13 protein-coding genes are annotated in these 15,187 nt (G+C 54.5%); 10 read left to right on the top strand and 3 right to left on the bottom strand.

Annotated features, from left to right (window positions below; all coding sequences use genetic code 11):
• Positions 1 to 275: 275 nt before the first annotated feature.
• From ENN68_02675 to ENN68_02660, 4 genes are all read left to right on the top strand, one after another.
• Entirely contained in the window at positions 276 to 500 is a 225-nt protein-coding gene (locus tag ENN68_02675) for a hypothetical protein (GenBank protein ID HDS44995.1), read from the top strand.
• A 12-nt stretch (positions 501 to 512) separates the two neighbouring features.
• Entirely contained in the window at positions 513 to 1,181 is a 669-nt protein-coding gene (locus ENN68_02670; GenBank protein ID HDS44994.1) for a transposase, read from the top strand.
• A 121-nt stretch (positions 1,182 to 1,302) separates the two neighbouring features.
• Positions 1,303 to 3,246 (top strand): GNAT family N-acetyltransferase, encoded by a 1,944-nt coding sequence (locus ENN68_02665; protein HDS44993.1) that lies wholly within the window; start codon positions 1,303 to 1,305, stop codon positions 3,244 to 3,246.
• A gap of 103 nt (positions 3,247 to 3,349) precedes the next feature.
• Entirely contained in the window at positions 3,350 to 4,813 is a 1,464-nt protein-coding gene (locus ENN68_02660) for an AAA family ATPase (protein HDS44992.1), read from the top strand.
• Between the two features lie 454 nt (positions 4,814 to 5,267).
• Here ENN68_02660 and ENN68_02655 read toward each other — a convergent pair whose 3' ends face one another.
• Positions 5,268 to 5,582, bottom strand: coding sequence for a hypothetical protein (locus tag ENN68_02655; protein ID HDS44991.1), 315 nt, complete (start codon positions 5,580 to 5,582; stop codon positions 5,268 to 5,270).
• Positions 5,583 to 5,917: 335 nt separating this feature from the next.
• Here ENN68_02655 and ENN68_02650 point away from each other — a divergent pair, with 335 nt between their 5' ends.
• The 6 genes from ENN68_02650 to ENN68_02625 all read left to right on the top strand — a co-directional run bounded on the left by ENN68_02650 (position 5,918) and on the right by ENN68_02625 (position 12,330).
• Positions 5,918 to 6,865, top strand: a complete 948-nt coding sequence (locus ENN68_02650) for a hypothetical protein (GenBank protein HDS44990.1) — start codon at positions 5,918 to 5,920, stop codon at positions 6,863 to 6,865.
• A complete protein-coding gene (locus ENN68_02645; protein ID HDS44989.1) occupies positions 6,862 to 8,085 on the top strand; it encodes a pyruvate synthase in 1,224 nt (407 codons plus the stop codon). Before ENN68_02650 ends, ENN68_02645 begins: the two co-directional genes overlap by 4 nt.
• Before the next feature lie 5 nt (positions 8,086 to 8,090).
• Positions 8,091 to 9,014, top strand: coding sequence for a pyruvate synthase (locus ENN68_02640; GenBank protein ID HDS44988.1), 924 nt, complete (start codon positions 8,091 to 8,093; stop codon positions 9,012 to 9,014).
• Positions 8,980 to 10,347 (top strand): CoA-binding protein, encoded by a 1,368-nt coding sequence (locus ENN68_02635; GenBank protein HDS44987.1) that lies wholly within the window; start codon positions 8,980 to 8,982, stop codon positions 10,345 to 10,347. The genes ENN68_02640 and ENN68_02635 overlap by 35 nt, the downstream gene beginning before the upstream one ends.
• On the top strand, positions 10,271 to 11,137 hold the full coding sequence (locus ENN68_02630; protein ID HDS44986.1) for an acetyl-CoA synthetase: 867 nt from the start codon (positions 10,271 to 10,273) through the stop codon (positions 11,135 to 11,137). The genes ENN68_02635 and ENN68_02630 overlap by 77 nt, the downstream gene beginning before the upstream one ends.
• Before the next feature lie 68 nt (positions 11,138 to 11,205).
• Positions 11,206 to 12,330 (top strand): Glu/Leu/Phe/Val dehydrogenase, encoded by a 1,125-nt coding sequence (locus ENN68_02625; GenBank protein ID HDS44985.1) that lies wholly within the window; start codon positions 11,206 to 11,208, stop codon positions 12,328 to 12,330.
• A gap of 96 nt (positions 12,331 to 12,426) precedes the next feature.
• Here ENN68_02625 and ENN68_02620 read toward each other — a convergent pair whose 3' ends face one another.
• Positions 12,427 to 14,103 (bottom strand): hypothetical protein, encoded by a 1,677-nt coding sequence (locus tag ENN68_02620; GenBank protein HDS44984.1) that lies wholly within the window; start codon positions 14,101 to 14,103, stop codon positions 12,427 to 12,429.
• Between the two features lie 676 nt (positions 14,104 to 14,779).
• Complete coding sequence (locus tag ENN68_02615) at positions 14,780 to 15,001, bottom strand: hypothetical protein (GenBank protein HDS44983.1); 222 nt, start codon at positions 14,999 to 15,001, stop codon at positions 14,780 to 14,782.
• Between the last annotated feature and the right edge of the window lie 186 nt (positions 15,002 to 15,187).

Raw genomic sequence — 15,187 nt, 5'->3', positions numbered from 1 at the left:
CTTCACAAAACCAGTGAGATAATCTACCTCGTCGGGAGCAAGGGAAAATCTGCTCATGAAACCAGTATGGAGTACCCCACATATAAATATTGACTGGAAAATAAATTGTCAAGACACTAGCTCTTCTGCCTATAAGTTTAGCCTTCTTGTTGAGACCACAAAGTCACCTATCATACTAATCTTAAGTTCGTACCACATACTATATAAAGGTTCCCGTCATTCCTTGATCCTGTTGAGTACAGATATTATTTCGCGACACCATGCCTTCGGATGGCATGGTAAAACTGACGAATGAGGAGATCAAATGGCTCATAATCCGTGTAAATACCGGCTTTTTCAACATGAAGAAAGCTGCAGCGGTCTATGGGGTAACGGAGCGTCGTGTGCAGCAGTTGATCAAGATGCATCGTGAGACGGGGGAGTATCCGAAATTGGATCCACATAGGCGGCCAAAGACGTATCTGACTCTTGACCAGAAGGCGGCGATCGATGAGGCGTGAGAAGAGACGCGTCTGGGCGCCCGTCTCCTCTATTACGAACTCAGACGGCGCGGCTATCGGATACCGCACAACAAGATCCATCAGTATCTCCGAGAGACCGGGCGAAGCGTGCCGAATCCACGGAAGCAACAGAAAAGAAAGCGATGCAGATACGAACGTGAGCATTCGGGTAGCCTGGTACACGGCGACTGGCATCGGACTTCGGTGAACCACCCAAACGCGATCATCTGGCTCGATGATGCATCTCGCATGGCGCTTGCCGGCGGTGAATTTGAACAAGCGACCCATGTGGAATCGATCGACCAGTTCAAGGAAGCGCAAGAGAGAGCTCGGGCGTTCAATATCTTGATCGGGGAGGTAAATACGGACAGAGACCCACGGTTCTATTCCAACAAGAGCTCCGGGACCTCGGCTTTTGAGCACTATCTGGAAAGCGAAGGGATCAGGCACGTGCCGTCACGAAAAGGGAATCCGCAGACTAACGGCAAGGTAGAACGGCTTTGGCTTGAATACGATCGGCACCGCTGGCGATTTGACTCGCTCGAAGCGTTTTTAACCTGGTATAACAACCGGATACACGGCGCTCTCGATTATCGTGCAGGCGAGACTCCTGAGGTTGCATTCCTGCGAAAAGCGCCTCCAGAAGCGATTCTCGGCCTGTTCCTGCAGGAGGACAAGTAGTATGAGTGACATCGAAAAGGCAAAACGAAATAATAATCGTACTCAACAGAACTTTTTTTATCAACGAAATGATGTGATGTAGTAAAATAAGGTAATAGTAAAAGGAGTGCTGGGGATGGAGATGGATTTTGAGAAAGGGCATAACTTATTGGAGGGAATGAGGACGAGATACCCCGAAAAATTTGTCTCCGAGGAGAAGATCTTCGTTCATATTCATCGCGGTGCGCACATTTTTATCGGTACCGGCTGCGGCGAGCCTCAGTATCTCGTTCGTGCGCTCATACAGTATGCGGAATCACATCCAAAGGCATTCTTTGATGCTGAAGTATTCCACGTCTGGACGCTCGGTGTCGCCCCCTATACGGATGAGAAATTCAAGGATATTTTCCGGCATAACTCGTTCTTCGTTGGCGATAGTACCAGAGAGGCGATAAATAAAGGCTTTGCCGATTACACACCCATATTCCTCTCTGAGGTCCCTGATTTGTTCTATCGCAGGACTATACCGATTGATGTCGCGCTCGTGCAGACCTCGCTGCCCGATGAACACGGTTATGTGAGCCTGGGTGTGAGTGTGGATATAGTGAAGGCTGCGGTAGAAAAAGCCGCAATAGTTATCGCACAGGTCAACTCGCATATGCCGCGGGTGCATGGCGACAGCTTTATTCACATTGACGATGTGGATTTTATCCTCCCGTACGATGAACCCTTATTGGAATATAGTGCAGTGGTTGAAGGGGGGATCACATCGCTGATCGGGAAATACGTTTCGCGTCTCATTCAAGATGGAGATACCATTCAGGTAGGCTACGGCAGTATACCAAATGCGATTCTTTCGAATCTCCACAAGAAAAAGCATCTTGGCGTACATACGGAATTGCTGAGCGACGGCCTCGTTGCGTTGATGAAACAGGGTGTTATTGACAATAGCGAGAAGAGCATCAATCGGGGAAAGACCGTAGCAACGTTCTGTATGGGCAAAAAGGCGACCTATGATTATCTCCACGATCACCCCGGTATCGAGTTCAGGACGGTGGACTATACGAACAATCCGCTGATTATAGCGCAGCATAATAACATGACGGCGATAAACAGTGCGCTTGAGATCGACCTTACGGGACAGGCGACTGCGGAATCCATTGGGAAGGTATTTTACAGTGGAATCGGGGGTCAGGCCAATTTTATGCGTGGTGCGGTTTTAGCGCGTAACGGGAAGACGATACTTACTCTCCGATCAACCGCAGCGGACGGTACCGTCTCACGGATCGTGCCCTTTCTCACGGAGGGTGCCCGTGTCACGCTCACTATGGGCGATGTCCAGTATGTCGTGACCGAGTATGGGATAGCCTATCTGCACGGAAAGAACATCAGAGAGCGCGCCATGGGCTTGATCGCGATAGCACACCCCAAATTCAGACCGTGGCTTATAGACGAAGCGAAGAAACTGAATGTTATCTTTAGCGATCAGGCGTTTATATCAGGTGCACGAGGTGAGTATCCGGAAGACTTAGAGACCTACAGAACCACCAAGACGGGCCTTGAGATCAAGCTGAGACCGGTGAAGATAAGTGATGAGCCGCTCCTAAAAGATTTCTTCTATTCACTCTCAGACGATACGCTCCATCACCGGTTCATCTCTTCGCGCAAAGATATGCCGCATGATCGCTTGCAGGAATTTGTCGTCATTGATTATTCGAAACAGATGGTGATACTTGCAGTGCTGGAAGAGGAGGAGAACGAAGAACTCGTGGGCATCGGGCAGTATGCGATAAACGAGACAATGTACACTGCGGATGTCGCATTCGCCGTGCGTGACGATTATCGTAACCAGGGAATCAGCACGGAACTGTTGTCGTATCTCACCTACCTGGCGAAGAAACACGGTCTTCTTGGTTTCACTGCGGACGTGCTGATGGATAACAAGGCGATGCTCCGGGTCTTTGAGAAAGCGGGCTTTTATACGGAGAAGAGGGATGTGGAAGGCGTGTATGAACTGAAGATGCTGTTCTGGAAGGGGTTATGGCCTGCGCTGCTCCGGGGGTTTTTGAACCGGACGCCGCTTTGACGAATGGTGTTTCGATTACTAAACTGAAGATTCATGCATGAACGTGTAGAGCACTTTTTACGGCAGATTTATAATACTCTATAACTATGTATACACACGTACTATGACCAGTAGAATTCCGCCGGAATTGAGGGCGGCGCTATCGGCGGGTGCAGGCTATTCGCTTCTGATAAAGGGTGCGCCAGGCACCGGAAAGACAATGCTCGCTTTTGAGATACTCAACGAGTTCGGGGGCGAAAATGCCGTTTACCTTTCAACGCGGATCTCGCTGCCCGCTTTGTACACGCAATTACCCTGGCTGGAAAAACGTGCAGACGCTATCAGCGTGATCGATGCAACGAAGCTGTATCCGTCACAGAAAGGCTTTACGGGCTTACGGTCTCTCTCGGACGTTCTGTACGAGAAATTGGGCGAGGCAGAAAAAACCACGACACTCGTTATTGATAGCTGGGAAGCGATAACCTCAGAAGAGAAAGAGGGGAAGATCGAGGAACTGGAAGCCGGAATCACCACTATGGTACGAAATTATGCCACACAACACAAACTGAATTTGATACTCATATCAGAAAGAATGGGCACAACCCAGCTCGATTTTCTCGTTGATGGCATAATAGAAATGCGCCGAATATCCGTAGATAATCGGAGGGGGCGGGAAATGCTGTTAGAGAAGTTAAGAGGCGTCAGAGTCGATCAACATCACTATGGCTTTACATTAGATGATGGTCGATTTCGTTTTTTCCCACCATTCGAGCGGAGGAGAGTGGAGAAGCCAAGAAGAGTGGAGACTATACAGAATACCCCCACGCATCTCTCTACGGGTTGTTTGGAATTAGACGTGATTTTGGACGGCGGATTAAGTAAGGGAAGGACGGCCATTATAGAATACGGAGACGATTTATCCCTTCTGGGATACCAATCGATCATCGCGCACATGATTATCAACAGTATACAACAGGGTACTCATTGCGTGGTAATCCCGAGCAGCGGCTGGGATGAACGGCGGTTACGGCGTGGTATCGTGCCGTTTGTGAAGGACGAGGATTATCAAAAGTATCTTACGGTCTTTGAGATACGAAAAGCAAGGGCTGAAGGGTGCATGTGGTGCGGGGGAGAAGTTATGAGCACCAAGGACTCTGCGACCGAGCAGAGGGAGAAAGAGGCACGAGAGAACGTTAAGGTTTTGGACGGTCTATCAATGGATGAAGATTTTCCACTGTTCGCCGATTTCATTGCTCATTTAGAACCGCCGGTCATGGTCATCATCGGAACGGATTGTTTAGAGTTTCAATATCGTTTGAAAACGCTGGGCAACCTTGAAGAAGCGTTAGAATTATTCTCGTATTGGATAGCGGAATTGCGGGAAGCCGGAAATGTGGGAGTGTTTGGCATGCCGGCCGAGAGCGCACTGAGTTCAGGATTGGGTCAAATGGTAACAACGCGCTTTAAGTTGGCCGTACTCGATAGGAGTGTAGTCCTCTATTGCAATCGCCCAGACACGAAGTTACATTGCCTGGAGAATGTCATTACCGAAGATACGCTTAGATTAACGCTCACGCCTTTTGTATGAGGAGATTTTGATTTTTGGCTGCCTTCACCCCTTTCAAGGATACCAAGTATACCGATCCTGATAGGGTAGTAGACGATGGCATCCTGTACTTCCGGATTGGATGAGTTCCGAACGCCAGCTGCACCCCGTTATCAAGATACCATAAATGAGAAACGAGATTGAGGTCGAAGGCAAAGGTCTGACGAGCACGAAGGCGAGATCGTCTGGTTCAAATGCCGTTATCGTGCGGAAAAAGTGGTTCTTGCCGTTCGGGAACCACGAATACATGGCAAAACCCGCGCTAGTTTACGCTCATCTGAATGAAGAAGGGTTCTTATAGGCGCTGGTCGTGTTTTCGGTGGGAAACGAACTTACTTACGTTCCGGCTAACCGAGCCCAGAATTCTAGTGGCTGCGGTAGATATAAATTCCTTTCCTGGTGAGTACGATTATTATTTCGTTTTGCATTTTCGGTGTCAGTCATACCACTTGTCCTCCGTTAGGAACCGGCCGAGAATCGCTTCTGGAGGCGCTCTTCGCAAGAAAGCCTCCTCAGGAGTCTCGCCTTCGTGAAAATCGAGAGCGCCGTGTATCCGGTTGCTATACCCGGTTAAAAACGCGTCGAGCGAGTCAAATCGCCAGCGGTGTCGATCATATTCAAGCCAGAGCCGTTCTAACTTGCCGTTGGTCTGCGGATTCCCTTTTCGTGACGGCACGTGCTCGATTCCTTCGCCCTCCAGGTATTCTTCAAAGGCGGCATTCCGAGCTTCTGTGAGTCTGGCTCCACGCAAACCAGATAAAGGGGCCGTTATCGCAGGACGCTGCGACGAGCGGCTGATGAGTTTCTTCGGCGCGGAATTGGATGACTAAACGAGGTGCATAAGATTGATGAGGGATAGTTCATTCATCCCACGGTCCGGTCCAATCTCGAACGCGACTTCGTAGCCAAACGGGTCCTGCAGGGGACTTTACCCTTTTTCTCAATACAAGAGCCCCGTCTGATGACTTGTGGTGTTCGCTACCTTTGAACCACGTTCCTGACGTACGCCGTGCAGACTGGAAATCGGGTCCCAAACCAGGAGAGTTTATAATAGCCGCGCGATAAGAAGTGATTGGGGCTCTTTATATGCTCAGGCTGAGGTTCCACGGTCGGGGCGGCCAGGGTGCGAAAGTAGCGAGTCGGGTGCTCGGTACAGCAGCATTCCTGGAGGGCTGCTCTGTTCAGGACTTTCCACTCTACGGCGCCGAACGAAGGGGTGCACCGATCGCGGCCTTCGCCCGTATCGGAAAAGCGCCTATTATGGAACGCGGGGTCATAACCGAGCCGGATGTCGTGATCGTGCTGGACGAAACGCTCATGCGCGACCCCCGGGCAAAACCGGTATCAGGGCTGAAAGAAGGTGGCGTCGTCTTTATCAATACGCCCTGCAGCCCTGAAGAAGCGCAGAGCAAGTACGAGCTTGCCGCGCGCGTGATCACGCTGGATCTCACGAAGATTGGGCTCGAAATACTCGGCTTTCCCGTGCTCAGCACGCTCGCTGGTGCCGTTGCCGCTCGTATCGTCGGGCTCAAAGAAGCTTCAGTGCTGACCGCGGTGGAACAGGAGATCGCTAGGATCGTAACGAACAGCGCGCTGATCGAGAAGAATAAAGAAGCCGCCCGGCGCTCGTTCAACGCCCTCACACCCGTGGAGATAAAGACCCGCGAGGGGGGCGTCCAACAAGGGAGCACCGTTATGAGCATGCCCTACGAACCCGCACGGGTGTCCAGCCCCACGATCAATGCCCTTGGCAATACCCCGCTCCGTAAGACGGGTAACTGGCGCTGCTTCAAACCGGTCTGGGATCTCGATCCCTGCACCGGATGCACGATCTGCGCACAAAAATGTCCCGAGGGCTGCATTTCGATCGATGACGAGGGGTTCCCAGCGGTTGATTACGATAACTGTAAGGGCTGTCTGATCTGCGTGGAGGAATGCCCCCACCGGGCTATTACCGCTGTACGAGAGGATCATACCGCGCCCTTATCTGCGCGTGCGCAAGAGCAGAAGCAGGAGGCGATGGTTGAGCAATGATGCGGCAGATGCTCACCGGTGATGCCGCAGCCGCCTGGGCGGTGCGGCTCGCTGAGGTGGACTACATCACGGCATACCCTATCACGCCGCAGACCGAGATCATCGAGACCCTGGCGAGGTGGATAGCTACAAGCGAGATGGCGAGCAAATTCGTCATTATGGACTCGGAGCATTCCATGATCGCCGCAGCCGGCGCAGCCTCCGCAACGGGTGTGCGAGCATTTACCGCAACGTCGAGTCAGGGACTGCTCTACGGGTTCGAGATGCTCTATGCTCTCGCTGGCTGGCGCGTTCCGCTCGTGCTGGTCAACGTCTCACGGGGCTTGTCCGCGCCGATCACGCTTGAGCCGGACCATAACGACGTCCTTGCCGCGCGCGATTCTGGGTTCATGCAGCTACACTGCGAGACCTGTCAGGAGGTGCTGGATTCGATCCTTATGGCATACCGGTTGGCTGAGGACGAGCGGGTGCTGCTGCCGATCATTGTCAACCTGGACGGTTTTTATCTCTCATTTACGCGTGAGCCCGTCGAGCTGCCGGACGCTGAGCTGGTACACGCCTTTCTCCCGCATTACCGGCCGAAACACGCATTCTTCCGGGCCAGTCAACCGATGGCCCAGGGTGTCGCGGTTCTCGGTGGATCGTATTACTCATATTTCAAGTATCAGATGCATCTGGCGAGCCGGAAAGCGCTGGAGGTCTACACCGAGGTCTGTGCCGATTTTGAACGGACCTTTGGCCGTACGTACGGCATCATCGAGGGGTATCTACTGAAGGATGCCGAGTTCGTGCTCGTGATGACCAATTCATTCTCCACGCTGGGGAAAGCGGCGGTAACTGCAGCCCGCAAAAGCGGCATGAAGGCCGGGCTTTTGCGGATACGGCTCCTGCGACCTTTTCCCGATGAGGTGATCAAAAACGCCCTCAAAGATCGTAAGGCCGTGGCGGTCATTGACCAGAACATCAGTATCGGCAAGGGCGGCGTCCTGCATGCAGAAGTTGCCAGCTGCCTGTGTAACGAGCAGCAGGGCCCGCTCATACTCTCATTCATCGGCGGGCTGGGCGGGAAGAACATCAGCCCGGATGAGTTCGCGTTCATCTTCGAGAAGATGCGTGAGGCGGTCGACACGGGCACGGTACTGCCGACACACCACCTCCTGTATACAGAAAACGAATGGAATGAGATGACGAGATTGAAGGAGATCGCCGAGAAGGAGTGAACGAAATGGAGCCCGAACAGATAAAATCGATCAAGCAGCTCCCGCGCGAAGAGGTGCTCTTTCCGGGCACGCCTGCCTGTGCGGGCTGCGGGGGGATCTTAACCCTGCGGTACTGCATGAAAGCACTGGGCACGAAGGTTGTCATCGTGAACGCCGCAGGCTGTTTCACGCTCCTGCCCATCTACCCCTACAATCCGTTCCAGAGCTCCTGGCTGTACACCGCGATGGCCTGTGCCCCTGCTGCGGCGCAGGGTGTCCGAGACGCTCTCGACACGCTGATAGCAACCGGCAGGCTCGAACCGGAAGAGGATCTAAAGGTGATTGTATTGACCGGAGACGGCGCCGCATACGATATGGGCCTCTCATCGACCTCCGGGGCGCTCAATCGCAACCTCGACTTCTATTATATCTGTTACGATAACGAGGCGTATGGCAATACCGGCTTCCAGTGGTCCGGAGCGACACCCTTCGCCTCCAGTACCGGAACAACACCGCTCGGCTTTGGCGCCCGCAAACCCAAGAAGGATCTCTTCGCGATCTGGAACAGTCACAAGCCACCATATCTCGCTACCATCTCGCCGTCCCATTCCGTTGATCTCTTCAACAAGGTGAAGAAGGCCGAGCAGTACCAGGGGCCGAAACTCTTCATTGCACTCTCGCCCTGCCCGCCCGGCTGGGGCATCGAGCCCTCCCGTGCCATTAAGCTGGCGAAACTGGCAGTTGATACCGGTGTATGGCCATTAAAAGAGGCGATTTATGGTGATGTGACACATACGGTCGTGCCGCGTACATTGAAGCCAGTGGAAGAGTATCTCAAGGAACAGAAACGGTTCGCTCATCTCTTCGCGCCTGTGCGACAGGAAGAGACACTGAAGACAGTACAGGAGATCGTAGATGAGTACTGGAAGAGACATCAGCTTCTTCTTTAACCCGCAATCGATCGCTATTGTCGGGGCATCGCCGCGACCCGGCAAGCCGTCTCAGGTCATCATGGAAAACCTCCGGAGGATGGGGTATCCCGGGAAGGTCTATCTCGTCAATCCCAACTACGTATCCATTAGCGGGGTCAGGTGCTACCGCGCATTGAGCGAGATTGAAGCGGTGATCGACGTGGCGATCTTTGTGCTGCCAGCACCGCTGGTCATGAAGATCATGGAGCACGCGGATAATCTCAGAGGCGCCATTATTGTGAGCGCGGGGTTCAAAGAGACCGGGCCTGCCGGGACGGCGCGGGAGGAGGAGCTCAGAGCGCTGGGTGCGCGAAAGGGGATACGGATCATCGGCCCGAATTGCATGGGCATCTACGACGCGATTTCCCAAATCGATACCTTATTCACACCCGAGGAGCGGGTGAGAAGACCCCAAAAGGGCGGCGTCTCCATACTCACGCAGAGCGGCTCGTTCGCCGAGCTGATCATGGCCGAGTTGGTCGCACAGGGTATCGGCGTCGCCCGGATCGTGAGTTATGGGAATCGGGTCGATATCGGTGAGTCTGACTGTCTCGCGTTCTTGACGGACGATGCGGCAACGAAGGTCGTGGTCATCTATATGGAGTCGGTAGACGACGGAAAGCGGTTTGTCGAGGTTGCATCACGCTGCACCCGGAAAAAACCGGTGGTGGTCATGAAGGTGGGCAAGCGTGAGGCGGGCATTCATGCCGCACGATCCCATACGGGCGCAATATCCGGGCGATACGAGCTTTATAAGGCCGCATTTAAGAAGGCCGGGATCATTGCGGTTAACGGCTACGAAGGGATCAAAGATGCCATTAAGGTTCTGAACACCTATGAGCTGGTCGCGGGTAAACGGGTTTTGATCGTAACGGATGGTGGTGGCGTTGGGGTGAATATTGCGGACGCCTGTGAAGATCTGGGTCTTGAAGTGCGCGAGTTGAGCGAGGCAACGCGAAAGCGGCTGAGCGCACACCTGATCGGGTTCTCAGCAACCACTAATCCGATCGATTTGACCGGCAGTGTGATTGATGCCGATTACGTTAACGCGCTCGAGGAAGGGTTGAAGGACGAGTTCGACCTCGTGATCGTCACGGTGCTCTGGGGCGCACCAAAGATCACGGAAAAGCTGGTTGATGACCTGAAAGCGGTCAAGGATCGCCATAACGTGCCGCTACTCATCTGCACCCTGAACAGCGAGTTCGCACGAAGAATAGCGGCGCGATTCGAGGCGAATGGCCTGCCAGTATTCTTCACACCGGAAAGCGCAGCGCGGGCTGCAGCGGTATTGGCAGGTGGTAGACCTGCATAGTCAGGAACGGTTGCCCCCAGAATCGGTAAGCAATCCAAGTAGCAAGATGAATAAAGAGACGGCAAAGAAGCTCGTACGCGAGGCCGCAGCACAGGGACGGCACATGCTCCTTGAGCCTGAGGCAAAGGCACTCATAGCCGCGTGGGGCATTCCGGTCCCAAAGTATCGCTGGATGGAAGAGCCGGAAGACCTGCTCGAGAGAGCAAAGGAGCTTTCTCCACCGTTTGTACTCAAAGTGGTCTCGCCGGACATCGTCCACAAACGAGACGTCGGTGGCGTGATCCTGAGTCTCCAGGATAGTGAAGAAGTGAGCGCTGCGGTTCACGCGATGACGCGGGATCTGAGGCGTTCAGCGCCTGAAGCACATATAGCAGGGTTCCTTCTGGTCGAGATGGTCCCTCCGGGAATAGAATTGATCGTGGGTGGGCTACGTGATCCGCAATTTGGCCCCGCCGTGATCTTCGGCACTGGCGGCATTGCCGTGGAGCTCCTGAAGGATGTGAGCTTCCGGCTCGCTCCCGTAAGCAGGGACGAGGTTTTTGCGATGATGCGGGAGGTGAAGAGCTACCCACTGCTGACCGGGTTCCGGGGGTCGAAGCCCGTGGATATGGAGCAACTGGTATCAGCGGTAACAGCGCTTTCTGATATCTTGCTGACGCTGGACGAGATACGCGAGATTGAGATCAATCCCCTTATCATCTCTGAAGCAGGGGCTGTGGCGGTGGACGCGCGAGTGGTGCTGGGTTCGGGCGCGACTGCACGGGGCAGCTCAACCGACCGGGATAGATAGAGCCACAAAAGCAAACACTGAAGAAGAGAAGAGGAACTAAAAGGTATAAGCGAGGGATGGGGATGGACATATTTCGATTCGCAGATGATTTGGGGCCTGCCAAGGTCATTCACGTGTACGAGCCATCGGTGGGGCTCAAGGGCGTGCTGGTGGTGGACAACGTGGCCCGCGGGCCGTCAATCGGTGGGTTGCGCATGGGCCCGGAGGTATGTGCCGAGGAGTGCTTCCGGCTGGCACGAACCATGACCTTGAAGAACTCCGCTGCCGATCTACCGCACGGAGGTGGTAAATCGGTGATCTACGGCGATCCGAAGATGCCCGTGGAGAAAAAGGAACAGATGATTCGTGCATTCGCCAGCTCACTACGCGAGATACAGGAATATATCTTCGGGCCTGATATGGGCACGGATGAGGAGTGCATGGCCTGGGTGAAGGATGAGATCGGGCGTGCGGTTGGCTTGCCGTGCGAGTTCGGTGGCATCCCGCTCGACGAGCTTGGAGCCACTGCATGGGGGCTCAGCCATGCCACCGAGGTCGCGCTCGAGTACTGCGATTTCGAGCTGGAAGGGGCGCGGGTCGTCGTCCAGGGCTTCGGCGCGGTGGGCAAACACGCTGCACGGTTCCTTACCGAGAATGGCGCGGTACTCGTGGGTGCTGCTGATTCCCGGGGTACGATCTACAATCCCCGGGGGCTGGACGTCAACGGCCTGATCGCGTTAAAAGATGCGGGCAAGAGCGTGGCCGCGTACACGGAGGGCGAGAAGCGAGACCGTGACGCGGTGATCGAACTCGAGTGCGATATCTGGATCCCGGCGGCACGGCCTGACGTAATCAACGAGACGAACGTGAGCCGTTTGAAGACCCGGCTGGTGATGGAAGGTGCCAACATCCCCATTACGCAGGGCGCGGAGCGCTGGCTGCACGAGAACGGCGTGCTGTGCGTGCCCGATATCATCGTCAATGCCGGTGGCGTGATCAGCGCGGCCATGGAGTACCGCGGTGCTTCACCATCGGCCGCGTTCCAGACCATCAAGGAGAAGATGCGGCTCAATACCCGGCTGGTGCTCGAGGATGCTGCGACGCGCGGGATTATGCCGCGTGAGGCCGCGGTCGAACTCGCGCTGGATCGGTTGAAGCGATGCATGAGCTATCGCCGCTGGTCGCTGTTCTCGTCAGCACCCGGGTTCGTATGACGAGTGTTCAGCATTTGGTCGAGACGACTGAATAGCTCTAAGATGGCGCTATTGCTAGGTAACTGATGGCGGCAATTCAGTGCGGGTACAGCGATCTTACTGCTCTTCCCGTTGCCACAGCCCTTTCTCCTTGAGCTTCTCGATAACCTTGCTCTTTCGCTCGAACTCCCGGATTCTGAGCTCTTTACGCTTGATTTTACCGCTGATCGTCTTCGGAAGCTCGTCCACAAATTCGATCTCGCGCGGATACTTATAGGGCGCGGTGATCAGTTTCACGTGCTGCTGAATATCCTGAGCAAGCGCTTCGGACTGCTCATAGCCCTGCTTTAAGACGACGAAGACCTTTACGATCTCGCCCCGTAACAGGTCCGGACTGGGAACCATCGCGCTTTCCAGGACCGCTTCATGCGAATTGACCGCGCTTTCAACCTCAAACGGGCCGATCCGATAGCCTGAACTGATACTGACATCGTCTGCCCGTGACTCGAACCATATATAGCCCGCCTCATCCATCCGTGCGAGGTCTCCGGTAAGGTACCACGCGCCGACGTAACATTCCGCGGTCTTACCTGGCTTGTTATGATAACCTTTGAAGAGCATCGGGTGTCCCTTTGCAATGGCGATCATACCCTTCTCGCCCACCGGCATGCGCGTGCCCGTCTCCGGGTCCACGATCGCGCCCTCAACACCCGGCGTGAACCGACCCATCGACCCCGGCTTGATCGCCATGCCCGGGATAGTGCAGGCCACCACACAGGTCTCCGTCTGGCCATAGCCTTCGCGAACCGCTATACCGAACTTCTCCGCGAAGTAGCGAATAATACCCGGTGTGCACGGCTCGCCCGCAGTCAAAAGTACCTTCAAATCACTCAAATCGTACCGCTCGTTCGCATCATCGATTGCGGCCATCGTTCTGAGCTCCGTGGCTGTCATGCAGGCCCGGTTGATCCGCCATTTGGCCAGCAGCGCGAAGAACTTCTCAGGCTCGAATCTGCCCGCATAATGGAAGTTCGTCGCGCCGGCATTGACCACCGCGCCCAGGGGCGCCCAGTACCATTTCGTCCATCCCGGTTCCGTCGTCCCCCAGCAGAGCTCGTCCGATTGGGTATCCCACCAGTAGTAGCGATTGAGTCGGTCGTAGCAGTACATCACCGAATGGGTATGGAGCACGCCCTTTGGTGCACCCGTCGTCCCAGAGGTATAATTGATGACCAGCGGATCAGTGGCGGTGAGCTTCTCAAGCGCCAGATCGCATGATGCCGACCTGACCTCCTGCCGAAAGTCACGCCAGCCCTCTCGCTGGCCCATGAAGAAGCGGTTCTCACGTGAGTATGTGCTCGACAGTGCATCCACCTCAGCAGCAACGGTCGCATTACTGGTTACCAGGGCCTTGATACCAGCATCCTTGACGCGGTAGTCGATATCCGCTCGCCTGAGCATGACCGTGCAGGGAACCGCAACGGCGCCGATCGCCCAAATGCCGATGCTCGCGGTATAAATGTCCGTGCCCCGCGGCAGGAGCACCATGACCCGATCTCCTTTCTTGATACCTGAATCACGCAAGACGGTGCCAAATCGCAAGGCATTCTCCCACACCTCCCGGTAGCCTGCTCGCTCTACCGTACCGTCTGGATGCTCCGTGATTGCCATCAGCTTCGTTCGATCCTCTGCCCAACGTCTTACCACCGTGACAAAATTGTAATCCTCGGGTATGTCCCATGTGAACCTCGTTCGTTCCGCTTCGTAATCGAATACGGTCAGTTCCTTAGCCATTTTGTCAATAACCACCTTCCTTATAGCTGCATATCAAAGCTGCTGCCCGTCCACGCCTCACCGAGCGGTATACCGTGGCACCACATACTGACTAGCTAAGAATGAGATGCTAACACTTTAGCTTTCCTTTGAGCAATCCAAACTCGTAGAGATTGTGGAGAAGGCGCAGGCTTCGTAGCCCATTCGAACAGAGTGCCAGGACCGACCAATAGAAACTTGTTTATAAAACGGCAAAGGATATGTATGCGAGTGCTTCCATGAAAGTCCTCAGACTCTTCTTCCTCGCTGCATTCCTCGCACTGTTGACTGGCTATACTGGTGGTGCTGTAACGCTCGATGTGACCCTCCCACCCAGCTGGGAATTACTCGATTCCGCGGAAGAAGCAGAGTGGGGCTATTGGTGGTTCGGCACCGTGGATTTCACCTCGTTTATCGAAATCGCCTACGAGTTAACGATACCTGACGAGCTTGTGGGACGTGAGAGTGATCCTGCCGCCTTACAGGCGTTTGCCGAAAGTAATCCGTGGTACAGGTTGGATGAATCGGGCGTCACGGTCATCGACGGACACACAGCGGGATATGCCCAGGAAAACACCGACGAGGGCTATGCACGCTACATGGTGTATATTAAAGAAGGCATCTTCATCGAGATCTCAACCTATATCAACACTGACGATCACCGTTCGGCAACCACACTCCTGAACAGTATCTCCATTTCGCACACAGGACCGGCACCGAGCCCGACAGTCACACCCACACCTGTGCCCACACCTACCCCCACTCCTACACCTACTCCCACTCCTACACCTACCCCTACACCCTCACCCACCCCTGCGCCCACTCCTTTACCCGGTACGCGAGAGCAGTTAACGCCGTCTTCTCTGACCGCAACGCTCAAGCCGGGTGCGTCCTTAACGGAGACGAAGCAGTACACCACCGCCGAGGGGAAGCCGATAACAAGAGTGGATGTGCTCTTCTGCTTTGACCTGACGGCGAGTATGGGTGAGGAGCTTAAGATCATGCAGGCCGAGTCACAGGAGATCATGGACCGTCTGCGCGAGCTCGTTCCTGATAGCGCCTTTGG

It is taken from the genome of Methanomicrobia archaeon, assembly GCA_011049045.1.
Taxonomy (GTDB): domain Archaea; phylum Halobacteriota; class Syntropharchaeia; order Alkanophagales; family Methanospirareceae; genus JACGMN01.
Note: the sequence above shows the minus strand (reverse complement) of the source record. Positions and strands in the feature narration are given on the sequence as shown.

Excerpts from the sequence above, each read along its gene's own strand:
- ENN68_02650 (HDS44990.1), top strand. The coding sequence starts at position 5,918 with ATGCTCAGGCTGAGGTTCCACGGTCGGGGCGGCCAGGGTGCGAAAGTA.
- ENN68_02640 (HDS44988.1), top strand. The coding sequence starts at position 8,091 with ATGGAGCCCGAACAGATAAAATCGATCAAGCAGCTCCCGCGCGAAGAG.
- ENN68_02645 (HDS44989.1), top strand. The coding sequence starts at position 6,862 with ATGATGCGGCAGATGCTCACCGGTGATGCCGCAGCCGCCTGGGCGGTG.
- ENN68_02660 (HDS44992.1), top strand. The coding sequence starts at position 3,350 with ATGACCAGTAGAATTCCGCCGGAATTGAGGGCGGCGCTATCGGCGGGT.
- ENN68_02630 (HDS44986.1), top strand. The coding sequence starts at position 10,271 with ATGGCCTGCCAGTATTCTTCACACCGGAAAGCGCAGCGCGGGCTGCAG.
- ENN68_02665 (HDS44993.1), top strand. The coding sequence starts at position 1,303 with ATGGATTTTGAGAAAGGGCATAACTTATTGGAGGGAATGAGGACGAGA.
- ENN68_02620 (HDS44984.1), bottom strand. The coding sequence starts at position 14,103 with ATGGCTAAGGAACTGACCGTATTCGATTACGAAGCGGAACGAACGAGG.
- ENN68_02635 (HDS44987.1), top strand. The coding sequence starts at position 8,980 with ATGAGTACTGGAAGAGACATCAGCTTCTTCTTTAACCCGCAATCGATC.
- ENN68_02675 (HDS44995.1), top strand. The coding sequence starts at position 276 with ATGGTAAAACTGACGAATGAGGAGATCAAATGGCTCATAATCCGTGTA.